The 25,166-nt window shown below is 61.1% G+C and carries 25 protein-coding genes and 1 pseudogene; 9 read left to right on the top strand and 17 right to left on the bottom strand.

What is annotated here, in order from left to right; genetic code table 11:
- Position 1: 1 nt before the first annotated feature.
- The 9 genes from hutG to ACZZ0Q_RS03405 form a co-directional block, all read right to left on the bottom strand.
- Positions 2–832: an N-formylglutamate deformylase gene (hutG, locus tag ACZZ0Q_RS03445; RefSeq protein WP_463540068.1), complete on the bottom strand. Its 831-nt coding sequence runs from the start codon at positions 830–832 to the stop codon at positions 2–4.
- A complete protein-coding gene (hutI, locus tag ACZZ0Q_RS03440) occupies positions 825–2,033 on the bottom strand; it encodes an imidazolonepropionase (protein WP_463540069.1) in 1,209 nt (402 codons plus the stop codon). The genes hutG and hutI overlap by 8 nt, the downstream gene beginning before the upstream one ends.
- Before the next feature lie 70 nt (positions 2,034–2,103).
- Positions 2,104–3,777 carry a urocanate hydratase gene (gene hutU / locus ACZZ0Q_RS03435; RefSeq protein ID WP_463540070.1) on the bottom strand — a complete coding sequence of 558 codons (1,674 nt, stop codon included), beginning with the start codon at positions 3,775–3,777 and terminating at the stop codon, positions 2,104–2,106.
- Between the two features lie 159 nt (positions 3,778–3,936).
- Entirely contained in the window at positions 3,937–4,854 is a 918-nt protein-coding gene (locus ACZZ0Q_RS03430) for a DMT family transporter (RefSeq protein WP_463560281.1), read from the bottom strand.
- A 2-nt stretch (positions 4,855–4,856) separates the two neighbouring features.
- Positions 4,857–5,603, bottom strand: coding sequence for a sulfite exporter TauE/SafE family protein (locus ACZZ0Q_RS03425; protein ID WP_463540072.1), 747 nt, complete (start codon positions 5,601–5,603; stop codon positions 4,857–4,859).
- A gap of 91 nt (positions 5,604–5,694) precedes the next feature.
- Positions 5,695–6,036, bottom strand: a complete 342-nt coding sequence (locus tag ACZZ0Q_RS03420; RefSeq protein ID WP_122494584.1) for an FKBP-type peptidyl-prolyl cis-trans isomerase — start codon at positions 6,034–6,036, stop codon at positions 5,695–5,697.
- A 94-nt stretch (positions 6,037–6,130) separates the two neighbouring features.
- Positions 6,131–6,424, bottom strand: coding sequence for a hypothetical protein (locus ACZZ0Q_RS03415; protein ID WP_122452279.1), 294 nt, complete (start codon positions 6,422–6,424; stop codon positions 6,131–6,133).
- Positions 6,425–6,586: 162 nt separating this feature from the next.
- On the bottom strand, positions 6,587–7,477 hold the full coding sequence (locus ACZZ0Q_RS03410) for a hypothetical protein (RefSeq protein ID WP_463540073.1): 891 nt from the start codon (positions 7,475–7,477) through the stop codon (positions 6,587–6,589).
- A gap of 87 nt (positions 7,478–7,564) precedes the next feature.
- Entirely contained in the window at positions 7,565–8,308 is a 744-nt protein-coding gene (locus ACZZ0Q_RS03405; protein WP_463540074.1) for a haloacid dehalogenase type II, read from the bottom strand.
- A 111-nt stretch (positions 8,309–8,419) separates the two neighbouring features.
- Here ACZZ0Q_RS03405 and ACZZ0Q_RS03400 point away from each other — a divergent pair, with 111 nt between their 5' ends.
- Positions 8,420–9,262 carry a LysR family transcriptional regulator gene (locus ACZZ0Q_RS03400; RefSeq protein WP_463540075.1) on the top strand — a complete coding sequence of 281 codons (843 nt, stop codon included), beginning with the start codon at positions 8,420–8,422 and terminating at the stop codon, positions 9,260–9,262.
- Here ACZZ0Q_RS03400 and ACZZ0Q_RS03395 read toward each other — a convergent pair.
- Genes ACZZ0Q_RS03395 through ACZZ0Q_RS03385 form a run of 3 tightly spaced genes read right to left on the bottom strand, consistent with a single transcriptional unit; the run spans position 9,259 to position 11,525 of the window.
- On the bottom strand, positions 9,259–9,786 hold the full coding sequence (locus tag ACZZ0Q_RS03395; protein ID WP_463540076.1) for an N-acetyltransferase family protein: 528 nt from the start codon (positions 9,784–9,786) through the stop codon (positions 9,259–9,261). The two genes, ACZZ0Q_RS03400 and ACZZ0Q_RS03395, sit on opposite strands and share 4 nt — an antisense overlap.
- Complete coding sequence (locus ACZZ0Q_RS03390) at positions 9,783–10,481, bottom strand: glutathione S-transferase N-terminal domain-containing protein (RefSeq protein ID WP_463540077.1); 699 nt, start codon at positions 10,479–10,481, stop codon at positions 9,783–9,785. Before ACZZ0Q_RS03390 ends, ACZZ0Q_RS03395 begins: the two co-directional genes overlap by 4 nt.
- A gap of 36 nt (positions 10,482–10,517) precedes the next feature.
- Positions 10,518–11,525 carry a class I SAM-dependent methyltransferase gene (locus ACZZ0Q_RS03385; RefSeq protein WP_463560279.1) on the bottom strand — a complete coding sequence of 336 codons (1,008 nt, stop codon included), beginning with the start codon at positions 11,523–11,525 and terminating at the stop codon, positions 10,518–10,520.
- Between the two features lie 135 nt (positions 11,526–11,660).
- Here ACZZ0Q_RS03385 and ACZZ0Q_RS03380 point away from each other — a divergent pair.
- Together ACZZ0Q_RS03380 and ACZZ0Q_RS03375 are read left to right on the top strand one after the other, a co-directional pair.
- Positions 11,661–12,446, top strand: a pseudogene (locus tag ACZZ0Q_RS03380) (MCP four helix bundle domain-containing protein); the annotation flags it as partial.
- Positions 12,438–13,301 (top strand): methyl-accepting chemotaxis protein, encoded by an 864-nt coding sequence (locus ACZZ0Q_RS03375; protein ID WP_463542246.1) that lies wholly within the window; start codon positions 12,438–12,440, stop codon positions 13,299–13,301. The pseudogene ACZZ0Q_RS03380 and the gene ACZZ0Q_RS03375, both read left to right, overlap by 9 nt.
- Here ACZZ0Q_RS03375 and ACZZ0Q_RS03370 read toward each other — a convergent pair.
- Genes ACZZ0Q_RS03370 through ACZZ0Q_RS03355 form a run of 4 tightly spaced genes read right to left on the bottom strand, consistent with a single transcriptional unit; the run spans position 13,251 to position 16,163 of the window.
- Entirely contained in the window at positions 13,251–13,934 is a 684-nt protein-coding gene (locus ACZZ0Q_RS03370; RefSeq protein WP_463540078.1) for a glycoside hydrolase family 19 protein, read from the bottom strand. The two genes, ACZZ0Q_RS03375 and ACZZ0Q_RS03370, sit on opposite strands and share 51 nt — an antisense overlap.
- 8 nt (positions 13,935–13,942) lie before the next feature.
- Positions 13,943–14,704 (bottom strand): N-acetylmuramoyl-L-alanine amidase, encoded by a 762-nt coding sequence (locus tag ACZZ0Q_RS03365; protein ID WP_463540079.1) that lies wholly within the window; start codon positions 14,702–14,704, stop codon positions 13,943–13,945.
- A gap of 18 nt (positions 14,705–14,722) precedes the next feature.
- Positions 14,723–15,313 carry a hypothetical protein gene (locus ACZZ0Q_RS03360; RefSeq protein ID WP_463540080.1) on the bottom strand — a complete coding sequence of 197 codons (591 nt, stop codon included), beginning with the start codon at positions 15,311–15,313 and terminating at the stop codon, positions 14,723–14,725.
- 55 nt (positions 15,314–15,368) lie between these two features.
- Entirely contained in the window at positions 15,369–16,163 is a 795-nt protein-coding gene (locus ACZZ0Q_RS03355) for a hypothetical protein (protein WP_463540081.1), read from the bottom strand.
- Positions 16,164–16,786: 623 nt separating this feature from the next.
- On the opposite strand from ACZZ0Q_RS03355, the gene urtA reads away from it, so the two are divergent.
- From urtA to urtE, 5 genes are all read left to right on the top strand, one after another.
- Positions 16,787–18,055 carry an urea ABC transporter substrate-binding protein gene (gene urtA / locus ACZZ0Q_RS03350; RefSeq protein WP_463540082.1) on the top strand — a complete coding sequence of 423 codons (1,269 nt, stop codon included), beginning with the start codon at positions 16,787–16,789 and terminating at the stop codon, positions 18,053–18,055.
- Between the two features lie 204 nt (positions 18,056–18,259).
- A complete protein-coding gene (gene urtB / locus ACZZ0Q_RS03345) occupies positions 18,260–19,843 on the top strand; it encodes an urea ABC transporter permease subunit UrtB (protein WP_463560277.1) in 1,584 nt (527 codons plus the stop codon).
- Complete coding sequence (gene urtC / locus ACZZ0Q_RS03340; RefSeq protein WP_463550555.1) at positions 19,840–20,919, top strand: urea ABC transporter permease subunit UrtC; 1,080 nt, start codon at positions 19,840–19,842, stop codon at positions 20,917–20,919. Before urtB ends, urtC begins: the two co-directional genes overlap by 4 nt.
- Entirely contained in the window at positions 20,920–21,795 is an 876-nt protein-coding gene (gene urtD, locus ACZZ0Q_RS03335) for an urea ABC transporter ATP-binding protein UrtD (RefSeq protein WP_463540083.1), read from the top strand.
- 142 nt (positions 21,796–21,937) lie between these two features.
- Positions 21,938–22,636 carry an urea ABC transporter ATP-binding subunit UrtE gene (gene urtE, locus ACZZ0Q_RS03330; RefSeq protein ID WP_463540084.1) on the top strand — a complete coding sequence of 233 codons (699 nt, stop codon included), beginning with the start codon at positions 21,938–21,940 and terminating at the stop codon, positions 22,634–22,636.
- 67 nt (positions 22,637–22,703) lie between these two features.
- Here the strand turns inward: urtE and ACZZ0Q_RS03325 are convergent, their stop codons facing one another.
- The gene (locus tag ACZZ0Q_RS03325) at positions 22,704–23,495 is read right to left on the bottom strand and encodes an aldolase (RefSeq protein ID WP_463540085.1); all 792 of its coding nucleotides are present in this window, start codon (positions 23,493–23,495) and stop codon (positions 22,704–22,706) included.
- Positions 23,496–23,822: 327 nt separating this feature from the next.
- Here ACZZ0Q_RS03325 and ACZZ0Q_RS03320 point away from each other — a divergent pair, with 327 nt between their 5' ends.
- Entirely contained in the window at positions 23,823–25,145 is a 1,323-nt protein-coding gene (locus tag ACZZ0Q_RS03320; protein ID WP_463540086.1) for an aminotransferase class III-fold pyridoxal phosphate-dependent enzyme, read from the top strand.
- Positions 25,146–25,166: the final 21 nt, after the last annotated feature.

Raw genomic sequence — 25,166 nt, 5'->3', positions numbered from 1 at the left:
ATCAGAGCGCGTCGGCTTCGCCGGCGTAATGCGTCTGCGCCCACGCCAGGAACGTTCGCAACAATCCACGCAGTACCACTTGCGCGTCCTCGGCCAGTTCCGGCCGGAAGGTGAACGGCGCTTGTTCATCCATATAAATGCATTGGCCAATTTCCAGCTGCACCGCGTGCACGCGCTCAGCGGGGCGACCGTAGTGGCGGGTGATATGCCCGCCCTTGAAGCGCCCATTGAGCACATGGCTGTAGCGCGGCGACCGCGCGCACACCTGCACCAATTGCTCCGCCAGCTCGGCAGCACAACTGGCGCCGTCGTTGGTACCCAGGTTGAAGTCGGGCAACTTGCCGTCGAACAGGCGCGGTACTCGCGAACAAATCGAGTGTGCGTCGAACAACAGCGCATAACCAAACTGCGCTTTGAGCCGCGCCAATTCGTCGTTCAGCGCGCGGTGATAGGGCGTCCAGATTTCCTGCAGATAACGCTCGCGCTCCAGGGCCGAGGGCACGCCGCCTTCGATAAACAGCGGCTCGCCGTCGAACAGGGTGTCGGGGAACAGGCCAGTGGTGGCGCTGGCATACAGCGGGCGGTCGTCGGCGGGTCGGTTCAGGTCCACCACATAGCGCGAGTAATTCGCGGCCAAGGTGCTGGCGCCCAAGTCGGCCGCGAACGCGTAGAGCGTCGGAATATGCCAGTCGGTGTCCGGCAAACCTTGCGCTTGCGGCACCAGCCCGGCCTGCACGGCGGGCGTTAGCTGAAGACCGGCGTGGGGCATGCTGATCAGCAGCGGCACCGTGCCCTGGGTAAATTCGTAAGGGCGTTCGATCAAGTCAGACATCACTTAGCTCCCGGCCATGGCGGATCACCCGCTTGCTCAAATCACCGCCCAGCCAGTAGCTCAACTCGGCCGGTTGGGCGATTTGCCAGGCGACGAAATCTGCCACCTTGCCCACCTCCAGGCTGCCGTGGCTGGCGCCCAACCCCAGCGCCTTGGCCGCATTAAGCGTGACGCCGGCCAGTGCTTCTTCGGGCGTGAGGCGGAATAAGGTGCAGGCCATATTCAGCATCAGCCGCAGCGACAACACCGGCGAGGTGCCGGGGTTAAGGTCGCTGGCGATGGCCATGGTCACGCCGTGTTCGCGCAACAGCGAAATGGGCGGTAACTGGGTTTCCCGCAGGAAATAAAACGCGCCGGGCAGTAGCACTGCGACGGTGCCGGCGGCGGCCATCGCCTGGGCGTCGGCCTCGGTCATAAATTCCAGATGATCCGCCGACAACGCCTGGTACCGGGCCGCCAGGCTCGAGCCCGCCAGCGAAGAAAGTTGCTCGGCGTGCAACTTCACCGGCAAGCCCAAGGCCTGCGCGGCGACAAAGACTCGCTCCACCTGGGCTGGGGAAAAAGCCAGGTGCTCGCAAAAGGCGTCGACCGCATCGACCAAATTTTCCGCTGCCAGCGCGGGCAGCATTCGTGTGCAAACGTGGTCGATGTAGTCATCGCTGCGCCCGGCGAATTCCGGCGGTAAGGCATGGGCCGCCAAGCAGGTGCTGCGCACCGTCACTGGTAACGTTTCGCCCAGACGCCGGATGACCCGCAGCATTTTTCGTTCGTTGGCCAGATCCAGGCCGTAGCCAGACTTGATTTCAAGGGTGGTCACGCCGTCACGCAGCAGCGCGCGGACGCGTTGGGTGGCGCTGGCGAGTAATTCATCTTCACTGGCCGCCCGGGTGGCACGCACGGTACTGGCGATGCCACCGCCTGCCGCGGCGATTTCGGCGTAACTGACACCTTGCAAGCGCTGCTCGAACTCGGCGCTGCGGTTACCGCCGAATACCGCGTGGGTGTGGCAGTCGATCAGCCCGGGCGTGACCCACGCGCCCTGCAAATCATGGCGCTGGGCGTAGTCGGCCGATGGCAGCTCGGCGTAAGGGCCGATCCACCGGATCAGCCCATCAGCCGTAACGATGGCGGCGTTCTCGATGTTCGAATACGTGCCCCCGGCCAGAGTGGCGGCGTGGCAGTTGAACCATAGGTGCTGCATGGAGCCTCCGAGCCAATGAAGCGTTCACGTTCGGTCCCCTCTCCCGCCTGCGGGAGAGGGGAGCACAGCGTCACCGCGTGATCATCGGCAGGTTCAAGCCCTGCTCCTCGGCACAATCAATCGCGATCTGATACCCGGCATCGGCGTGGCGCATCACGCCGGTCGCCGGGTCGTTGTGCAGTACACGGGCGATACGCGCTGCGGCTTCATCGGTGCCGTCGCAGACAATAACCATGCCCGAGTGCTGGGAAAAGCCCATGCCCACGCCGCCGCCGTGGTGCAGCGACACCCAGGTGGCGCCGCTTGCGGTGTTCAGCAGGGCGTTGAGCAGCGGCCAGTCGGACACTGCATCCGACCCATCGCGCATCGCTTCGGTTTCACGGTTCGGGCTGGCCACCGATCCGGAATCGAGGTGGTCGCGGCCGATGACGATAGGCGCCGACAGCTCGCCACTGCGCACCATTTCGTTGAACGCCAGGCCAAGTTTGGCGCGCTGGCCCAAGCCCACCCAGCAGATGCGCGCCGGCAAACCCTGGAACGCAATGCGCTCGCGGGCCATGTCGAGCCAGCGGTGGAGGTGAGCGTCGTCGGCGATCAGCTCTTTGACCTTGGCGTCGGTTTTGTAAATGTCTTGCGCATTGCCCGACAGCGCCGCCCAGCGAAATGGACCCACGCCACGGCAGAACAGCGGGCGGATATAGGCTGGCACGAAGCCGGGGAAATCGAAGGCGTTGGTCACGCCTTCGTCTTTGGCCATCTGGCGGATGTTGTTGCCGTAGTCGAAGGTCGGCACACCCATTTTCTGAAACGCCAACATGGCTTCGACATGCACGGCCATCGATTGCTTGGCGGCTTTCACCACCTCGGCCGGCTGGGTTTGCGCTTTGGCGCGGTAGTCGTCCCAGGTCCAGCCGCTGGGCAGGTAGCCGTTAAGGGGGTCGTGGGCGCTGGTTTGGTCGGTGACCATATCGGGGCGCACGCCGCGGCGAACCAGCTCCGGCAGAATGTCGGCGGCGTTGCCACACAGGGCGATGGACACCGCTTTGCCTTCGCCGGTGTAACGGGCGATGCGCGCCAGGGCGTCGTCGAGGTCGTCGGCTTGTTCGTCGACGTAGCGGGTTTTCAGGCGGAAATCGATGCGGCTTTGCTGGCATTCAATGTTCAGCGAACAGGCGCCGGCCATGCCCGCCGCCAACGGTTGTGCGCCACCCATGCCGCCAAGGCCCGCGGTTAGGACCCATTTGCCGGTGAGGTTGCCGTTGTAATGCTGGCGGCCGGCTTCTACGAAGGTTTCGTAGGTGCCTTGCACGATGCCCTGGCTGCCGATGTAGATCCAGCTGCCAGCCGTCATCTGGCCGTACATGGCCAGACCTTTGGCATCCAGTTCGTTGAAGTGCTCCCACGTGGCCCAATGCGGCACCAGGTTGGAGTTGGCGATCAGCACGCGCGGCGCGTTGCTGTGGGTTTTGAACACGCCAACGGGTTTGCCCGATTGCACCAGCAAGGTTTCGTCGTCTTCCAGGGCGGTGAGCGCCTTGACGATGGCGTCGTAGCATTCCCAGTTGCGCGCGGCGCGCCCGATGCCGCCGTACACCACCAACTCGTTCGGGTTCTCGGCTACTTCCGGGTCGAGGTTGTTCATCAACATGCGCAGCGGCGCTTCGGTCATCCAGCTTTTGGCAGTGAGTTGCGTGCCACGGGCGGCGCGTACCACGGTGTCACGATAACGACTCGATGTGCTCATGAAAGGCTCCCTGACGCCCGCAGGCGGAAGATAAAGACAACTCGTACGAACTTGTATGTACAAGTAAAGCACGCAGCCGACCGCGCTGAAAAGCCCATGCCTGCAAAAACACTAAAAGGGAAAGAAACGCGCAGAGCGAACGCCTGCGCTAACGGTGCGTCAGGCGCTCTGGCGCAATGGTTTGCGCATGCGCTGGCCCATCCATACGCCGGCCAGCGCCAGGCTACCGCCCACAAGATGGTGCCAACCGAGCGTTTCGCCGAGCAGCCACATGGCCGCTACGGCAACGGTGACGGGCATCAGGTTCATATACAGACTGGCCCGCGCCGGCCCCAGGCTTTGAATGCCCTTGATCCACAGCCACGGCGCGCCGATGGACGCCAGCGTGCCGGCATACAGCACCAGCGGCAGATTCTCGCGCGTTAACGGCGACGGCGTGCTGAGCAAAAACCACGGCGTGAGAAACACCAGCGCGCAGGCAATCTGCACATACAGTTGCAGCCAACGGCTGAGGTCGAAATTCCAACGCCGCAGCAACACGCCATACAAGGCGTTGGCCATTACCGCCACCAGCATCAGCGCATCGCCGTGGCTGAGCTGGAAATGCAGCAACGCCTGTGGCTGCCCGCCGCTGATCAACCACAGCACACCGGCAAACGACACCACGCCACCGGCCAACGCCCCTTGGGTCAAACGCTCGTCGGTCAGCACGCTGGAAAACAGCGAGGACAACAACGGCGACAAGGCGATCAAAATGCCCATATTGGTCGCGCTGGTACTGGCCGCCGCGAAATACGCCAAGCCCTGATACACCAACATGCCCAGCAGGCCGAGCACCCACAGTTTGGGCAGCAAACCGAGCAACTGCCGGCGGGCGCGCCACACGCTGGGCAGCATAAACAGCGAGAGCAACAGGAACGCCAAGGCCCAGCGATAAAACGTAATTGAGGGGGGTGCAATCAGCCCGGACGACAGCTTGGTCACCAACGTGTTGCCGCTCCAGATCATCACAGTGACCAGCGGAAACAAATGGTGCCAGCCCTGCTCTTGGGCGTGTTCAGGAGCGCGTTCGGTCATGCCTACACCTTCAAAAGCAGCAGCGCGCCGCAGATCACCAGAAACACACAAAACAGCGAACGCAGCACGCGCTCAGGCAGCGCATGGGCCAGACGCACGCCCCAACTGATGCTGAGCAAGCCGCCGACCGCCAAGGGAATGCCCATCGCCCAATTCACATGGTCGTGCAGGGCGTAGGTCACCAGAGTGATGCCGGTCGAAGGTGCCGCCAAAGCGAGGGCCAAACCCTGCGCGACAACCTGAGTGGCGCCGAACAGGCTGGTGAGTACCGGCGTTGCCACCACGCCGCCGCCCACGCCGAACAGGCCACCGGTCATGCCCGACAACGCGCCCAATAACCACAGCCGGTTTTCATGGCGTAGCTGGCGCTCGCCCGTGGGCTTTTGCCAGAACATCTGGCCGAGGTTAAACAGCACCAGCAGCAACAGAAAGCCGACAAACGCGATGCGCATTACCTGTGGGTCGAGACGCACGGCAAACAGCGAGGTCAGCCAGGCGAGGAAGAAGCTCGGCACGATCAGCATCAGCGCGTTGCGCGGCACGATGCGATTGCGTTGGTTGTAGCGCCACAGCGCCAGCAGCACGTTGGGCAGCACCATCAACAGCGCGGTGCCTTGCGCCAGCTGCTGATCGAGGTTGAACAGCACGCCCAGGATCGGAATGGTCACCAGCCCGCCGCCGATGCCAAACAAACCACCCATGGTGCCCATGGCCATACCGAGTAAAACAAAACTCACAACGTCCAACACCAGAGCGTCCTCGCCAACAAAGCTCGGCAGTATAGCCGCGCCGCTCAAGCGCGCGGGTTACACATAGGGCTAAGAAGGCCGCTTGCGCCGCTCAGTCGTCGCGGGTCAGCACTTCCAGCAGTTCGATTTCAAAGCGCAAATTGGCATTCGCCGGCACCCGTGAGCCCATGCCACGCTCGGCATAGGCCAGGTGCGCCGGCACCCGCAACATCCGCTTGCCGCCAACGCGCATGCCCATCAAGCCTTGATCCCATCCTTTGATCACGCGCCCAGTACCGATCACGCACTGAAAGGGCTTGCCACGTTCAAACGAAGAATCGAATTCGCTGCCGTCGTCGAGAAACCCGCGGTAATGCGTGGTGATCAACGCGCCCTTCACAGCCGCTTTGCCCTCGCCGAGCGTCAGGTCTTCTATCTGCAGTTCGTCGCTCATGATTTGCTCCAGGCCCGATGAAGGCGTGAAGCTTACTGCACAACGAAAAAGGCCCGACAGTCGCCTGCCGGGCCCCTCTTCCACCCGCTACTACTTACACAAACGGCTGGCTGCCGAAACCACGGGGTAGTCGGTTGTGGCCCGGCAACGCGCCAATCTGCTCGCGCCATCCTGCGCGCCAGTCAAGAGAACTATGGGTGGCCTTGGCTTTGCGTGCCGCTCGACGCGCCGCATTGCGGGTGTCTTTGCGCGCGCTTTTGAACGCCTCGGAGTTTCGACAGGTACGGCATTTCACCCGCGCCAATTCCGTGGTCGCAGCGAGTTGGCCGGTTTCCCGACCGCACGCCAAATGACCAGCGGTTTTGTAATGGATCACAGGAGTCGCCATGGGGTGTTTCTCCTTTTAGCAAAAGGGACGCAATAAGCGCCCCCGGGGTTTCTGCTATGTCAGCAGAGCAATCAAAATGATGATTGGAATTGGGATACCGAGGAACCACAGCAGTAGTGAGCGCATTATTGTTCTCCTTTCGAAAACGTAGTGACCGGCTAATTAACGGAGGGTAGTGGCGGTGCGACGGTCGTCGACAACCACCACCGCGTCACGGCTACGGCCACCGAAAATGGCAGCGAAGCTGGCCACGAAGGCGCCGATCAACAGGGCAACGAACATCCACAGGGTGGCGTGGGTCGCGGCTTTCTTGGCAGCGTCGGCCGCTACTTTCAGGTCTTGCACCGCTTGGTGCGCCTGACCGTAAACGGCGTCTACGCGGGCCTGGGCATCGCTTTGGCTGAGATCGGTGCGCTGGGCAACCAACTGGGCCAGATAAGCACGGTCGTCGGCGTTCAACGCGCCGTCGTCGGAGGCCAGGTTACGAGCGAAAATGCGTGCGGCTACATCGTGAGCAGCGTCTTGCGTGACGGGTGCACCGCGGCTGTCGCGAAACAGCACATCAATGAAATAGCTGTCGCTGTTATCAGCGTTGGCCATGTCTTGGGTGGCCGGGCTATTGCTCAGCGTAGCGCCCACTTGCGCGGTGCCGCCGATCAAGGTGCTGACCGAACCCACCACCAACGTCGCCGTCAGCAAGGTGGCCACCGACCAGGCCAGGAAGCCGTGAGCGGTATCGCGGAAATACACTTCGTCGTCGTGCAGGGTCGCCCAGCGTTTACGCAAACGGCCCGCCAGGTAACCACCCATAGCGGCCGCCACTAACTGGGTGAACGCCAGCCAGATAATCGCCGAAATGCCCAACCCTTCTGCGCTGATGCCCTTGTCGGCCCACGGCGAAATAGCCGAAAAGCCAAGGCCGGAGCCCAGCAACAGCAGGATCAGCGACAGTGCTGCAGCCGCAACAGCGCCTGCAAATACTGCCGCCCACGAAACGCCAGAGGCGGTTGAAGATTCATCCAAGGCAGCCACATAAGCATCTGAATTCAACATTATTTTTTTCCTCACGCATTGCGCTTTATGGCCCCGCGAATCCTACGTGGGGCCTATAAAACTTGAGTGTGAGGTCAGGCAAATGGTTCAGGCTTTAATCGAAACGGCCGCGCCGTTTAACCCCTGCGCCCAGCCTAAGTCGGCGAATAACGCCGGCACTTGGTCCAGGGTCGAGACCGTCACGTCGGGGCGATAGTCAGGTAGCAATTGCCGGCCCGTGCCCCGGTCTACCCACACGCAACGAAAGCCCATGTCGCGCGCGGCAGCGTGATCCAGGTGCGGACTGGCGCAGATGTGCACCACGTCTTCGCGGCCTACTCCCAACTGCTCGTGGGCGTATTCGAACAGACGCGGCGCGGGCTTGTAGGCGCCGGCTTGCTGGGCCGTGATCACCCGGTCGATGTGCCCGCCCAACTGGGCGACGTTGCCGGCGATGATGTCGTCGTCAGTGTTGGAAACGATGCACAACTTGAAGCCCATCGCTTTCAACCGTGCGAGCGCCGCAGGCACTTCGGCAAACGGCGGCATGGCTGAAATACTGTCGGCCAGCAGCTCACCATCGGCCGGGCTCGACGGCACCCCAAGTTGCTCCATGGCCAGGCGCAGGCCTTCGCGGGTCACATGGCGAAACGAGCGGTGCGGCGGGGTTTGTTCCAGCGCGTGCTCGTGGCGGTCGTACACCTCGATAAAGCGCGCTGGCTCGATGGCGTGGCCGGGCCGCTGGCTGAGCATCTTACCAACGGCGGCCAACAGGCCTTCGTCCCACTGAATCAGCGTGCCGTAGCAATCAAAGGTCAGCCACAACGGCCGAGGCGTGTGTTCAAGGGACATGGGGCCAGCTCCTGAAGGATATGAGCGGCCAGCATAGGGGCGCTGTCGCATAGTGTTAAATTAAATTAACCTCTTTATCTCAGTGACAATTCAACTAAGCCGGTGCGCCCTATGCTCGACCTCGAACTGCTGAAAACCTTGGTGTGCGTGGTCGATGAAGGCAGCTTCACGCGCGCCGGTGAACGGGTGCACCGCACGCAATCGACCGTCAGCCAACAGGTTCGGCGGCTTGAAGAAACCGTCGGCCATTGCCTGCTGGTGCGCGACCGCAGCGGTAACCAGGTCACGCCCACCGCACAAGGCGAACTGCTGGCGCACTACGCCCGTCGCTTGCTCAGCCTGGCGCAGGAAGCCGAAGAAGCCTTGGCCAGCGACGGCACGCTGCTACCGCTGCGCCTGGGTGTGCCGGAAGATTTCGATGCGCAGCGCATGACCGCCCTGCTCGCCGGCTTTACCCAGGCGCGCCCCGAAGCACGGCTGGAAACCGTCAGCGGCATGAGCACAGACCTGCGAGAAAAACTGGGGAATGGCGAGCTGGATATCGCCCTGATCAAACGCGAGCCCGGCAGTGGCGACTGCCTGGCCAGTTGGCCGGAGAACCTGGTGTGGGTAAAAAGTCAGCGCTTGCAGTTGAGCGATCAGCCGGTGCCCCTGGCGCTATTTCCGCAAGGCTGCCTCTACCGCCAACGGGCTATCGGCAGCCTGGACAAAGCCAAGCGGCCATGGCGCCTGGCATTCGCCAGCCACAGCCTGACCGGCATCCAGGCGGCCGTGGCGTCGGGCCTTGGCATTTCCGTGTTACCCACCAGCGCCGTGCTCGCCGAACATCAGGTGTGCGAACAAATGCCGGCACTGGCACCCAGCGAATTGGCCCTGGTCAGCGGCGGCGGCGTGGTGACCGCCTTGCAACGCGAACTGCTCGCGCTGTTGCATGAGCAAGTGATGACGGCTTAAGCGTCGGGCAGCGTGTCGGCACCGTCGCCCAGACGGCGCTGCATCAGCACGGTATCCACCCAGCGGCCGTGCTTGAAACCCACCGACTCGAACACCCCCACCAAACGAAACCCCATACGCGTATGCAGGGCGATGGAGCCGCGGTTCTCGCTGTTGCCAATCACCGCCACCATCTGCCGACGGCCGTCGGCGATGCAGCGCTCGATCACCTCGCCCAGCAGCGCCTGGCCAATACCGCGCCCTCCCATGCCGTCTTTCACGTACACCGAATCTTCCACCGTGTTGCCGTAAGCCGGGCGCGGACGGTACAGCGTGGCGTAGCCGTAGCCGACCACCTCGCCCGCAAGCTCGGCCACCAGATACGGCAAACCATTGCTCAGCACGTCACCGCGACGGCGGTGCATTTCCTCCAGGCTGGGCGCTTGCAGTTCAAAGCTGGCGATGCCGGTGAGCACGTGCTGCGCATAGATGGCTTGCACCGCGGGCATGTCGTCGTCGCGGGCGTCTCGGATAATCGGCTTCATTCAGGAATGGTCAGGCCTTTGATGACGGCCGGACGCTCAAGGAACGTGTTCAGCACGCGGGTGACCTCGGGGAAATTATTAATGCCCACCAGATCGCCTGCCTCGTAGAAACCGATTAGGTTACGCACCCATGGAAAGGTGGCGATATCAGCGATGCTGTACGCGCTGCCCATGATCCAGTCTCGGCCTTGCAAACGCTGGTCGAGCACGCCAAGTAGGCGCTTGCTCTCAGCGACATAGCGGTCGCGTGGGCGTTTGTCTTCGTAGTCTTTGCCGGCGAATTTGTTGAAGAAACCCAACTGGCCAAACATCGGCCCGACGCCGCCCATTTGCCACATCAGCCACTGGATAGTCTGGTAACGATCCGCCGCATTGTTCGGGATAAACGCGCCTGCCTTGTCCGCCAGGTACAACAGAATCGCACCGGACTCGAACAACATCAGCGGCTTACCGTCCGGGCCGTTGGGGTCGAGAATCGCCGGAATCTTATTGTTCGGGTTGAGCGACAAAAACGCCGCCGACAGCTGATCGTTTTGATCAAAGCGCACCTTGTGCGGCTCGTACGCCAGCCCGGTTTCCTCCAGCAGAATCGACACCTTTACGCCATTGGGCGTGGGCAACGAATACAGCTGAATGCGCTCTGGGTGCTGCGCCGGCCATTTAGCGGTGATGGGAAACGCGGACAAGTCAGACATGCGAAGCTCCTTTTACGGGAATGCAAGCGAGGCAGCTTATGGGTTTTGTGCGTCGGACGCGGGGGCATTTTGCCCGTCGCGTGCCTGGCGAAACACCAAGGCTTTGAGCCCGCCGTGCTCGTGCACATCGGCGAACTCTGGCGGGTTATCCAGGCGCTGCTCAAAGCACAGGGCCGGAGCGTGTTCGGCCATGCTGTTGATCAAAAACTCGGGACCGATATGCGGGTCGTTCACGCAGGCCAATACCACGCCGCCGGTGTTCAGCAGATCAGGCAAACGGCGCAGAATTTTGCCGTAGTCCTGAGTCAGGGCGAAGCTGCCTTTCTGGAACGTGGGGGGGTCGATGATGATCATGTCGTACGGCGCGTGGCGCTTCACCGCGCTCCACGACTTGAACAGCTCGTGACCGAGAAAGCTCACGCGGCTGAGGTCTTGCCCGTTCAGGCGATGGTTGTCGCGGCCACGATTGAGCGCGCCTTTGGCCATATCCAGATTCACCACCTGGCGAGCGCCACCGGCCAGCGCCGCCACCGAGAACCCGCAGGTGTAGGCAAACAGATTGAGCACGCGCTTGCCGTCGGCCTGCGCACGCACCCAGCGCCGGCCGTAGCGCATGTCCAGAAACAGACCGGTGTTCTGCTTCTGGCCGAGGTCCAGCTCAAAGCGCAGGCCATCTTCGCTGATGATCCATTGCTCATGCGGCCCACCCACAATCCATTCGGCGCGGCTACGCTGAAGTTCACCCTGGGCGTTGTCGCCTTCCTTGTAGCGATGTTGCAGCAACAGGCTGTGCGCCTGTGCACGTTGCCATTCGGGGCTTTGCGTTAGGTTCAACAGGGTTGCCGTCAGCGCCGCCAGCTCGTCATCACTGGGCTGGCGGAACAACCACACCAACACCACGCCTTGCAGCCAATCGACCGTGATCTCCTCCAGCCCCGGCCACCGCAGGCCACGGCCGTGAAACAACCGGCGCGCATGGCTGAGGTCGCCAGCCAATTCGGTGAGCAAATGGGTGTGAAGAGCGGCTAGAGCGGAACTGTGCATAACGGTTTATCGCGGCGGGTAAAGCGGCGCAGTGTAAACGCAAACGTTTGCCAACTCATGTTCGCGCAGTGTTTGACGATATAGCCCTATAAGGCCCGTAACACGGAGCAGCCAGACGCTCCGACTCCTAACACAATGAGGTGTTTTGCCATGCTGTTACGTCGTTTGAAGATTGCGCCGAGGGCTATTTTCAGCTTTTCCCTGGTGGCGCTGCTGGTGGTGCTCCTCGGACTTTTTGCCCTGGGCAAAATGAAGGACATCCGCGCCACCACCGTCGATCTCAACGACAACGGCATGCCCAGCTACGCCGCGCTAGGCGTTATCAATGAAAAAATGTTGCGCCTGCGCATTCTCGCCTTTCGCTTTGTGGTTGAACGCAGCGACACGCAACTGCCGGCCGTCATCAGTCGCCAGCAAGAGCTGACCCAGCAGTTGCACCAGGCCCAGGCCGCGTATGAACCCCTGATCAACAGCACCGCCGAGCGCGACCAGTACCAAGCCTTCAAAGCCATGCTTGAGAGCTACTACCAAGCCAACAGCAAGCTCGCCGCCCTTTCCAGCGCCGACAAAGTCGACGAGATGAAAGCCTTTCTGGCCGGCGAGTACAAAACCTACTCCGACGGCCTCGGTGCGCAGTTGGAAAAGCTCATGGAAATTAACCGCGTGGGCGCGGATGAGGAGGCGAAACAGTCGGCCCGCAACTACGACCATGCGGTGATGGTGGTGGTGGCTTTTATGTTGGTGGCCGCCGCGCTGACCGGCATTCTCGCGGTGCTGCTCACGCGCAGCATCGTCACGCCGTTGAACGAGGCCATGGAGGTGGCAGCCACCGTGGCCAAGGGCAACCTGTCCACCACCATTCAGGTTAATGGCACCGACGAGCCCGCCCTGCTACTCGGTTCATTACGGGCCATGCAACAGAGCTTGAAAGACACCATTCACCACATCGCCCAGTCGTCCGACCAGCTCGCCTCCGCCGCCGAAGAACTCAACGCGGTCACCGAAGATTCGAGCCGCGGTCTGCACCAGCAGAACAACGAAATCGAACAAGCCGCCACCGCCGTCAACGAAATGACCGCCGCCGTGGACGAAGTGGCGCGCAATGCCGTGGCCACTTCGGAAGCCTCCAATGCGTCCGATCGCACCGCCCGCGTCGGCCAGGAGCAGGTGGACAAAACCGTCAACTCCATTAGCGACCTGGCCGGCGATGTATCCACCACCTCCGAACACGTGGAACAACTGGCGACCAAAGTGCGTGACATCAGTAAGGTGCTCGACGTGATTCGCTCCATTGCCGAACAAACCAACTTGCTGGCCCTGAACGCGGCCATCGAGGCCGCGCGGGCGGGTGATGCCGGTCGCGGCTTTGCCGTGGTGGCCGACGAAGTGCGTGCCCTGGCGCACCGCACCCAGCAGTCGACCCAGGAAATCGAGCAAATGATCAGTGGCATTCAGCAAGGCACAGATCAAGCCATGAGCGCCATGCAGAGCAGCTCTCAGCGCGCCAACAGCACCCTTGAACTGGCGCGCGCCGCTGGCGTTGCGCTGGCCGAAATCACCCAGGCGATCAGCCACATCAGCGAGCGCAACCTGGTGATCGCCAGTGCCTCGGAAGAACAGGCGCAAGTGGCCCGAGAAGTGGACCGCAACCTGGTAAACATCCGCGACCTGGCTCAACAAACCTCAGCCGGCGCGCACGAAACCAGCGCCGCCAGCCAGGATCTTTCACGCCTGGCTGTCGACCTTAACAATCTGGTCAACCGCTTCACCTTGTGACGACTCCGCCAATGCCCGGCGCGCCGCTGCCCACAAGGCGGCGCGGCCGTCATAACCGTTCAACCCTCCGTTTATGCGCGAGGTAATGGTTTTGAAATCGCCGGCATCGGCAAGCTCATTCAAGCCATGCACTGTCCAGAACCAGGCCGCCGACAAACAGGCGTAGCCGGGTTCCTCAAGCCATTCAGGTTTGCTTTCCAAATCCAGACCCAACGCCACGCCCGCTGCTTGGTAATTACTGCGTCCGGTCAGCTGAATCAGCCCCCGTCCGCGAAAGCGCCAGCCATCCCCCGACTCCGGCGGACCATTGCCAAGCCGGTTGGCATACACCGAATTGGCAATCGCCTCGGGATGCCCACCGAGTTTTAGTGCCAGCGCATTGGGTTTGCCCGGCCCCTCGGCAAAGCGGTTCGGCCACACGACTGCCAAACGTGATGCGTCGAAGGCGAGGCTCTCAACCAAGTGATTGAAGTGCGCGCTTTCATAGCCAACTTGAGCAACAAAGGCGGCCGCGCGCGCGGGATTATTGATGTGATACGCCAGCATGGCCGCACTCAGCGGCTCTGCAAACAGGCTGACACGCGAAGGGCTGGCGGGGAATATTTGCAGCAGTTGTTTCACGCTTATGGACATAGCAATTCTCAGCAATAGCGCTCGGTTAACGCAGCCAGGATTGCCGCCGTTTCAACGTCCAGCACACCGTCGTAGTTACTGGGGCGGAAATGCAGCTGGAAGGCGCGAATCAACTTGCGCTTACCGTCGGCATCGGTGGCGACGCTTACGTCGTAACCGAAACGAGCAAGTAGATTCAGGCACTCGCGGGGTTCGACGCCCGCCATGGTGTATTCCTGGACGTAGCGATTTTTGGTGGCGTCCTCGTACCAGGCGCCGATGCCGGCCCGGTACAACTCGTGCCAGGGAAACATGGGCCCCGGATCAATTTTGCGTAGCGGCGCGATGTCGCTATGCCCCACCACATTGCGCGGCTCGATGCTGGGGTAGCGCTGCAAAATATCCAGCGCAATCGCCTTTATAGCGTCGATCTGAGCGCGGCTATAGGAAGGAAAAACGGGCAGGCCGTCGGCACCTTCGTGAGCCTGGTTTACGATTTCGATACCAATGGAGCTGTCATTCAGGTTGTTGCGGCCACGCCATGCGCTCACGCCTGCATGCCAGGCACGCTCTGATTCTTCCACCAGATTGAAGCCGCGCATTTCCCTAAAGCCGGCGTTGCGATAGGTCGGGTCTTCGAGGTCCGGAACAAGGTAATGCGCACTGACCTTCGGCCCGGTCAACGCCTGGATGGAGGCCGCGAAATCGCATGCGGTGTAATGCATAACCAAAAAGCGCACCCGGCTGTCGAAACCCAGTCGTGAGCGGTAGGTGGTGGAGTCGATGATCATCGCGGTCTCCGGGTTCGCTTACTTTTTGTTGGCTACTGCCAGCAGATTAAGGATCGCGGCGAACGAAATTTCGGACGTGCCGATTTTGCTCATCTGGTCTTCCGGTAAATAGCTGAGCTTCAAGTACACCAAGTCACCCTGCGACTCGCCTTGCTCGCGATTGAAGCGCTCCAACACAGACAACAGCTCCTTTACCTCGCCCGGCAGTCCGGCGGCGTCGACAAACGCTGGAACCTTGAGATCAGCCACATTGGGGAAGAATTTGGCTAACTGGCCGAACAGCTGAATGCCGAAGTCTTGAGCGGGAAACAAACCACGAAAACGTTCGCCCTTTTTGTAAGGCGTTATGCCCATGTAAATGTCAGGGAGGGCTGCGATCTTATTAACGACCTTTTTGTCTTTCTTGCCGATCAGGTAGGCGGCTATTTCCATACGCGTGCCAATAATGGCCAGCGGCTGCACGCCAGGGCCCACTTCGCTGAACAGATAGTTTGAGTTGCTATCGGCAATGGCTTTTTTCAGGACTCCGCGATCTTCAATAACACTTGAATACTTACCTTCTTTCACAACCGGCGCAGGCACGCGCCAGAGCGCAATTTCATAGCTCATATCGAACTCTCATAGATAACAAAGCAGCCCGTTTAAGGGCTGCGAGTGGGCTAAATTAGCGGGCCGCCAGCATCAGTTTCGCGCGCAACCCGGCGAGCGCCTTGGTGCTGTTGGCAATTAAGTCGCTGTAAATTTCAACACTGGACTGATACTGCTCGGGGGTAATCTTGTCCGCCCCAAGCTGATCTAGGAAGCCATGAACTTTCTCGGTGAATGTGGCGATCTGATCTTCGTAAAGTTTGGTCAGCTCCATTTTCGCTTGTGTTTGCGCTTCACCTACCGAGTATTTAACTTCATAGATATACAGGTACTGGTAGATCTGCTGGTTTTCGAAAAAGCCGGTCGACTTGTACGAGTCGCAAACCACCGTGGCGAACAGATGCATGCCGTTGCCGAGCGGTTGGCTCTTGTAAGACGAGTTAAACGATACCGAGCTAGCGCTGCCGAAGCTCTCGACGATGCCGCCCAACACTTCAAAGCATTTGCCGGCCACGTAGGTTTGCAGACTGGTTAAGTTGGCAACCGATTTACCGAGGTCAACGGCTTTATTGACTTCTACGCCCGGCGGCACTATGCCTTCCCCGCCCAATACGGCTTTGGCAATGGCGTCGATTATTTTCTTCACATTACCAAGCGACCAATCAGAGGCCTGCATAAAGTCCGAGTTACGGCCGGAGATAAAATCGGTTTTATCGTAGTCGTTGTCTTTGTAGAAACTTTCGATCTTCGCCTGCATTTCATCGCCGTGTTTCTTTGCTTTTTCCTCAAGCTCGTTTTCGATCTTGTTTATATACGCCCGGTACTCATCTTCTTTGGCCTGCATTTCCGCTATTGATTGTGAGTGACCCATATACAACTCCTGACTGAAAAATCATTAAGAAACCAGCGGCATCCGCGTTGGTCGTCGGAACAAGAAGGTAGTCAGGGTTGTTGCGCAAACAAATCGCCTGAGTCCGAAGCGCAGTTCGGAGAGTTCTTTTGAACAACTGGATAACGCGATGAAAACCGATGCAGTTCGCTGGCGTCGTAGGATGTGATGGTCAACAGACAGGCAAAAAAAAGCAGCTCCATACAAGAGCTGCTAATGGGCCGGAAGCGGGGAAGGTTCCGACCTGGAGAAGGCATCCAGACTACTGTATATCCATACACAACCGCAAGCGGGATAGTGCCTCTGCTGTTCTGAAAGCGACAAAACAGAACACAAACGCGCCCGCGCTAGGAAAAAGGGCGCAAAAATGCACCAATACGGAGCATTGAATAGGCGCACGGGGAAGCAGAGCAGGCGGTTAAGCGCATGGCCACGCGGTTTCCGCGATTTGGCACGGATGCTGCCATTGCTTTGACGCGCAGCCGGAATTCACGCAACTGCCCGCTGTGGCTAGAGATTGGTGCCTTAGAGACAAGCGCACCCACTGATAAAAACCATCTGCCTTCCACCAGTGATGTGCACGGACCGCCCAGGAGCTTCCCCCGATGAAACGCCGCCCGTTCCTCAAAGCTACCCTCGCTGCCAGTACCCTGCTGCTCAGCGGCCTGTTCCCTTACACCCTGCAAGCTGCCGAAACCATCAAGGTCGGCATTCTGCATTCGCTGTCCGGCACCATGGCCATTTCGGAAACGTCGCTCAAAGATATGGCGTTGATGGCCATCGATGAAATCAACGCCAAAGGTGGTGTGCTCGGCAAAAAGCTTGAGCCGGTTGTGGTCGACCCTGCTTCCAACTGGCCGCTGTTCGCTGAAAAAGCCCGCCAGTTGCTGACTCAAGACAAAGTCGCCGTAACCTTCGGTTGCTGGACCTCCGTGTCGCGTAAATCGGTGCTGCCGGTGTACGAAGAACTCAATGGCCTGCTGTTCTACCCGGTGCAATACGAAGGCGAAGAGATGTCGCCGAACGTGTTCTACACCGGCGCCGCGCCGAACCAACAGGCTATTCCAGCCGTTGAGTATTTGATGAGCGAAGACGGCGGCGCAGCCAAGCGCTTCTTCCTACTGGGCACGGACTACGTGTACCCGCGCACCACCAACAAAATCCTGCGTTCCTTCCTACACAGCAAAGGCGTAGCCGACAAAGACATCGAAGAGGTCTACACCCCGTTCGGCCACAGCGACTACCAAACCATCGTTGCCAACATCAAGAAGTTCTCCGCTGGCGGCAAGACGGCAGTGATCTCGACCGTTAATGGCGACTCCAACGTGCCGTTCTATAAAGAGCTGGGCAACCAGGGCATCGAAGCGACCGAAACGCCGGTGGTGGCGTTCTCGGTGGGCGAGGAAGAACTGCGCGGCATCGACACCAAACCGCTGGTGGGCCAACTGGCTGCGTGGAACTACTTCCAGTCAGTGGATAACCCCACCAACAAGAAATTCGTCGACAGCTGGAAGGCCTACGCCAAGGCAAAGAACCTGCCGAACTACCAAACCGCAGTGACCAACGACCCGATGGAAGCCACCTACGTGGGTATCAACATGTGGGCCCAGGCGGTCAACAAAGCCGGCACCACCGACGTCGACAAAGTGCGCGAAGCCATGGCGGGCCAGGAATTCGTATCGCCTGACGGCTACACCATGGTCATGGACAAAACCAACCATCACCTGCACAAGCCGGTGATGATCGGTGAGGTTCAGGAAGACGGGCAGTTCAACGTGGTCTGGCAAACCGAAGGCCCGGTACGCGCCCAACCGTGGAGCCCGTACATCCCCGGGAACGACAAGAAGCCGGATTACGCGGTTAAGTCGAAGTAAGACGGTTCCGCTCGAAAAGACAAAACCCTCTCCCCAGCCCTCTCCCACTGCGTGGGCAGAGGGGGGCCTGAGCGGCGCACGGTTTGAAACCTGCGCTGCCTGGCTTGTCTCCCCTCGCCCGCTTGCGGGAGAGGGGCTGGGGGAGAGGGCTGCGGCTAACGCACCCTGCACCCTTCGTCCGGCACCACCCTCAAGGACGCTTCCATGCTCACTGCCCTGCTCCGCCCCCCACTTTTTCTCATGCTGCTGCTCACCCTGCTGGCGCCTGTCGCGCAGGCCAGCGATGCAGCAGATTTTGTCGCTGCCAACGCCGCCAAACAGGCCACGTTGCTGGAAACCTGGTCCGCGCAGCCAGACGCCAACCGCCTGCCGCTGATCGAAGCCCTTCAACAAGGCCGTTTGGCGAGCGACAGCAATAAAGCCCCGTTCATTCAAACCGGCACCGGCTGGCAAGCCGCTGAAGGTGGCGAGGCGCAACCGGCTTCGACGCCGAAGAAAATCCCGCTCAACAACCGCCTGCGCGGTTTGATCGGCACCGCGCAAGCCAGTCACCAGTTGCTCGACAAAGACCCGGCCGTGCGCCTGAATGCCGCGCAGCAACTGCAAAAAAGCGCGAAGCCCGCGCAGTTGGCGTTGCTCAATGCCCAGGTTGCCAGCGAAGACGACGACACCGTGCGCGGCGCCCTTTCACTCGCGCTGGCGAACTTGCAGCTGATCGACCCCAACCCGGCCATTCGCCTGGCCGCCGTGCGCCTGCTGGGCGACACCGGCGAGCCGCTGGCGCGCACGCGGCTGGAAACCTTGCTCGACCCGGCGGTAGAAACCGACGCCGCCGTGCGCACCGCCGCTGAAACCAGCCTGGCGCAAGTGAAGCGTCGACTGCTGTTCGGCGAGCTATTGGGCCAAGCCTTTAGCGGCTTGTCGCTTGGCTCGATTCTGCTGCTCGCAGCCCTTGGCCTGGCGATTACCTTTGGCTTGCTCGGCGTGATCAACATGGCCCACGGTGAAATGCTGATGCTCGGCGCCTACTCCACCTACATGGTGCAAATCCTGTTTCAGCGTTTCGCCCCCGATGCGCTGGCCTTGTATCCGCTGGTGGCGCTGCCGGTGGCGTTCTTTGTCACGGCCGCCATCGGCATGGCGCTCGAACGCACGGTGATTCGCCATCTGTACGGCCGCCCGCTGGAAACCTTGCTGGCAACCTGGGGCATCAGCCTGATCCTCATCCAGTTGGTGCGTGTGCTGTTTGGCGCGCAAAACGTGGAAGTGGCCAACCCGGCATGGTTGTCCGGCGGCGTGCAGGTGTTGCCGAATTTGGTGCTGCCTTACAGCCGCATGGTGATCATCGGTTTCGCCCTGTTTGTGGTGCTGCTCACCTGGCTGCTGCTGAACAAAACCCGCCTGGGCCTCAACGTTCGCGCCGTCACCCAGAACCGCAACATGGCCGCCTGCTGCGGCGTGCCGACCGGTCGCGTAGACATGCTCGCCTTCGGCCTTGGCTCCGGCATTGCCGGGCTCGGTGGCGTGGCGCTGAGCCAGATCGGCAACGTCGGCCCGGACCTCGGCCAGAGCTACATCATCGACTCGTTTCTGGTGGTGGTGCTCGGCGGCGTCGGGCAACTGGCGGGCAGTGTCATGGCCGCCTTTGGCCTGGGCATCGCCAACAAGATTCTGGAACCGCAGATCGGCGCCGTACTGGGCAAAATCCTTATCCTCGCGTTGATCATTCTGTTTATTCAGAAACGTCCGCAGGGCCTCTTTGCACTTAAAGGTCGGGTGATCGATTGAACCAGCCAATAAGCCTCACGCTGGCGCAGAAAGCCGGCCCCAAACTGACCCTCGCCGTGGGCGCCGTGGTGCTCGCCATTCTGGTGATTCTGCCGCTGCTGCACCTGCTGCCAGCCGACAACCCACTGCAAGTGTCGGCCTACACGCTGACGCTGGTGGGCAAGATTCTCTGCTACGCCATCGTCGCCCTGGCGCTTGACCTGGTGTGGGGTTACGCCGGGTTGTTGTCGCTGGGCCACGGCCTGTTCTTTGCCCTCGGCGGGTACGCCATGGGCATGTACCTGATGCGCGAAAGCGCGGGCGACGGCCTGCCGGCATTCATGGTGTTTCTGTCATGGACTGAATTGCCGTGGTACTGGACCGGCACTCAGCATTTCCTCTGGGCCATGTGCCTGGTGGTGCTGGCGCCCGGTTTGTTGGCCTTGGTGTTCGGCTTTTTCGCCTTCCGTTCGCGGATCAAGGGCGTGTACTTCTCGATCATGACCCAGGCCCTGACCTTCGCCGGCATGCTGCTGTTCTTCCGCAACGAAACCGGTTTCGGCGGCAACAACGGCTTCACCAACTTCCGCACCATTCTGGGTTTCGACATCACCGCCCAAGGCACCCGTACGGTGTTGTTCCTGGCGATTGTCGCGCTGCTCACCGCCAGCCTGCTGCTGGGCTGGCGCCTGGCGAAAAGCAAGTTCGGCCGGGTGCTGACTGCCCTGCGCGATGCGGAAAACCGCCTGATGTTCTGCGGCTACGACCCGCGCGGTTACAAGCTGTTTATCTGGGTGCTGAGCGCCGTGCTGTGCGGCCTCGCCGGGGCGCTGTATGTGCCACTGGTGGGCATCATCAACCCCAGTGAAATGTCGCCGACCAACTCCATCGAAGCGGCCGTGTGGGTGGCGCTTGGCGGACGCGGCAGCCTCGTCGGTCCGCTGCTCGGCGCCGGGCTGGTCAACGGCATGAAGAGCTGGTTCACCGTGGCCTTTCCCGAGTATTGGCTGTTTGCCCTGGGGGCCTTGTTCATTCTGGTGACGCTGTATCTGCCCAAGGGCGTGATCGGCTTGCTGCGTAAAAAGGGGGAACAGTAAATGCGCGCCACGCCCGTACCCGAATTTATGCTCGAACCGGCCTACGACCCGGCGAACCAGAACCCCAACAGCGACGCCGGCACCAGCCGCGACTCCCTGGGTTTGGGCCGTGCCGCCGGGCCGGGCCTGGACGTGCGCCACGGCACCATCCTGACCCTGGAAGACATCAACGTCAGCTTCGACGGTTTCAAGGCATTAACCAACCTCAGCCTGTACATCGGCGTCGGTGAGTTGCGCTGCATCATCGGCCCGAACGGCGCCGGCAAGACCACGATGATGGACGTGATCACCGGCAAAACCCGGCCCGATAACGGCAAAGCCTACTTCGGCGAAACCCTCGACCTCACGCGAATGAGCGAAGTGCAAATCGCCCAGTCCGGCATTGGCCGCAAGTTCCAGAAACCCACGGTATTCGAAGCCCTGAGTGTGTTTGAAAACCTTGAGCTGGCGCTGAAAACAGACAAGTCGGTATGGGCCAGCCTGCGCGCCAAATTGAGCGGCGAGCAGCGCGACCGCATTGATGAAGTGCTGACCACCATTCGCCTCGACAGCTCGCGGCAGCGCACCGCCGGTTTGCTGTCCCACGGGCAGAAACAATTCCTGGAAATCGGCATGTTGCTGATGCAAGACCCACAGCTGCTGCTGCTCGACGAACCGGTGGCCGGCATGACCGACGCCGAAACCGAATTCACCGCCGAGCTATTCAAGTCGCTGGCGCGCAAGCACTCGCTGATGGTGGTGGAGCACGACATGGGCTTTGTCGGCTCCGTTGCCGACCACGTCACCGTGCTGCACCAAGGCAGCGTGCTGGCCGAAGGGTCGCTGGCCGATGTGCAGGCGGATGAACGGGTGATTGAGGTTTATTTGGGGCGGTAGGAAAACCCTCTCCCTAACCCTCTCCCACTTCGTGGGCAGAGGGGACTGATCGCGCTTTGTTTTGCTCCCCTCGCCCGCCTGCGGGAGAGGGGCCGGGGGAGAGGGGCCGTTGCCCTTGCCCCACCAGACCAAGGACACATACATGCTTCAAGTCGAAAAACTCCACCAGTTCTACGGCGGCAGCCACATTCTTCGCGGCTTGTCGTTCGAGGCCAAAGTTGGCGAAGTCACCTGCCTGCTGGGCCGCAATGGCGTGGGCAAAACCACGTTGCTCAAATGCCTGATGGGCTTGATCCCGTCCAAGGAAGGCGCGGTGCAGTGGGAAGGCAAGCCCATCACCCAGTTCAAACCGCACCAGCGCGTGCACGCCGGTATCGCGTACGTGCCCCAGGGCCGGGAGATTTTCGGCCGGCTGACGGTGGAAGAAAACCTGCTGATGGGCCTGTCGCGCTTCCCCGGCTCGCAGGCCAAGGAAGTGCCGGCGTTTATCTACGAGCTGTTCCTGGTACTCAAGGAAATGAAGCAGCGCCGCGGCGGCGATTTGTCTGGCGGTCAGCAGCAGCAATTGGCGATTGGCCGCGCCCTGGCAAGCAACCCGCGCCTGCTGATTCTCGACGAGCCCACCGAAGGCATTCAGCCCTCGGTGATCAAGGAAATCGGCGCTGTGATCAAAAAGCTCGCCGCCCGTGGCGACATGGCGATTTTGCTGGTGGAGCAGTTCTACGACTTCGCGGCGGAGCTGGCGGACCAGTACCTGGTGATGTCACGCGGCGAGATCGTGCAGCAGGGACGCGGCGAGAGCATGGAAGCGGATGGCGTGCGCGGGTTGGTGGCTATCTAGACCCTCACCGCAACCTTGTAGGAGCGGCTTTAGCCGCGATGCCTTTAACAAGCATCGCGCGCCCAATTCAAACGCTGTACTCCGGCTCGCGCTTGGCCAACTGCCGCTTCACGCTATCCAAATGCAACCGCGCACTTTCGGCGTTGCCGATCAGCATTTGCTTGCTCGCCGCGCTGGCAATTTCATGGGACACGGGTTTTAGCGGGCGGCCGCTGCTCATGGCTTTGAGCTGCACCTCGGCGGCGCGTTCGAGGTAATAGAGGTCGTCCCAGGCCTCGGCGATGCTCCGCCCCAGCACCAGCGGGCCGTGGTTTTTCAGCATCACCACATCGGCATTGCCGGCCGCGCGGGCAATGCGTTCGCCTTCGGCGTTGTCCAGCGCCAGGCCGTTGTAATGCTCATCGACGGCCAGGCGTTCGTAGAACTTCAACGCGGTTTGCCCGGCCCACACAAACGGTTCCCCTTCGAGCATGCACAGCGCGGTGGCGTTGGGCATGTGGGTGTGAAAGGCCGCCGTGGCGCGCGGGTTCAAACGGTGCAGTTGGGCGTGAATAAAAAACGCCGTGGCCTCGGGTTTGCCCTCGCCCAGCACCACACGCCCCTGGAAGTCGCAAATCAGCAACGACGACGCCGTGACCTCGGCAAAGGCCAAGCCATAGGGATTGACCAGAAACAGCTGCGGGTGGCCGGGCAGCACCACCGAGAAGTGGTTGCAAATACCCTCGCCCATGCCCAAGTGGGCGGCCATGCGAAAGCACGCCGCCAGGTCGATTCGCGCCTCGCGGATGGCGGGGGTATTGAGGTCGGCAGCAAGCACCTCGGCGGCGGGGGCGCGGTTGAGTTCGAAGGCGTGGGCCATTGCAGGCTCCTGGTGAAATGGGATGGGGTAAGACTAGCGGGGCTGGCTGGATTGGATAGGGGCAGATGCGTCGGCGCGATGGGCCAGATGGAATTGCGGTGGATTCGGCCCTCTCCCCCGGCCCCTCTCCCGCAAGCGGGCGAGGGGAGACCAGCAGCGTACGCGGTTAGGTTCCCCTCGCCCGCTTGCGGGAGAGGGGCTAGGGGAGAGGGCAACCTGCAAACGAAAAATCCCCTGACCCACCCTTTCCCCCCAACTGGCCCTACGACCCCGCCAGCGTTTATTCCTAAGGTGGCGCCATTCCCCGTCCAGCTCGCGAGGTCCGCCATGAGCACCGAGATTTCCAACGCCTACGTCCACGCCCTCGACCGCCAGTTCGTGTTCCATTCCTGGTCGATCCAGAGCGCCCTCAATCCGTTGGTGATCGCCGGCGGTCAGGGTTGCACGCTGTGGGATTACGACGGCAATCAGTACCTGGATTTCAGCAGCCAGTTGGTCAACACCAACATTGGCCACCAACACCCGAAAGTGATCGCCGCCATTCAAGAACAGGCCGGCTCGCTGGTGACGGTCGCGCCCGCCACCGCCAACCTGATGCGCGGCGAAGCGGCCAAACGCATCCTGTCCCACGCGCCGAGCACCTTCAGCAAAGTGTTCTTCACCAACGCCGGTGCCGACGCCAACGAAAACGCCATGCGCATGGCGCGCCAGTTCACGGGGCGCGACAAAATTCTCTCGGCCTACCGCTCCTACCACGGCAGCACCGGGTCGGCGATTGCCGCCACCGGCGACTTGCGCCGCGTGCCGAATGAATTCGCCCGAGGCCATGTGCATTTTTTCAATCCGTACCTGTACCGCACCGAGTTTTACGCCGGCAGTGAAGAGCAGGAATGCGAGCGAGCGTTGCAGCACCTGCGCCGAATTATCGAATGCGAAGGGCCGAACTCGGTGGCGGCGATTTTGCTCGAAAGCGTGCCTGGCACCGCCGGCATTCTGGTGCCGCCCAAGGGCTACATGAAAGGCGTGCGAGCGCTGGCGGACGAGTTCGGCATCGTGCTGATTCTCGACGAAGTGATGGCCGGCTTCGGCCGCACCGGCGCCTGGCTGGCGCTGGACAATTTCGACGTAGTGCCGGACCTGATCTGCTTCGCCAAAGGCGTGAACTCAGGCTACGTGCCGGCTGGCGGCGTGATGATTTCGCAGCCGATTGCCGAGTTCTACGAGAACCGCTTTTTCCCCGGTGGCCTGACCTATTCCGGGCACCCGCTGGCGATGGCGGCGATTGTCGCCACGCTGGATGTGATGGCCGAAGAAGGCATCGTCGACAACGCCCGCATGATTGGCCAGGAATACCTCGGGCCTGGCCTTAAAGCACTGGCGGCCAAGCACGCGTTGATTGGCGAAGCGCGTGGCATTGGCTTGTTCTGGGCGTTGGAACTGGTCAGCGACCGGCAGAAGAAAACGCCGCTGGCGGCGCCGGTGATGGCGCAGATGAAAGCCGCGTTTCAGGCGCGGGGGTTGCTGACTTTTGTCGTCGAAAACCGCATTCACGTGGTGCCGCCTTGCATTGTCAATCCCGAGCAGGTGGCGCAGGCATTAGCGATTTTTGACGAAGTAATCGGCGAGTTTTCGGAGCAGCACGCGAGCTAAAAAACCCGCGGCTAAAGCGGA

This window comes from Pseudomonas sp. AC070 (assembly GCF_979258635.1).
The sequence above is the reverse complement of the archived record's forward strand: the minus strand, read 5'-3'. Positions and strand labels throughout refer to the sequence as shown.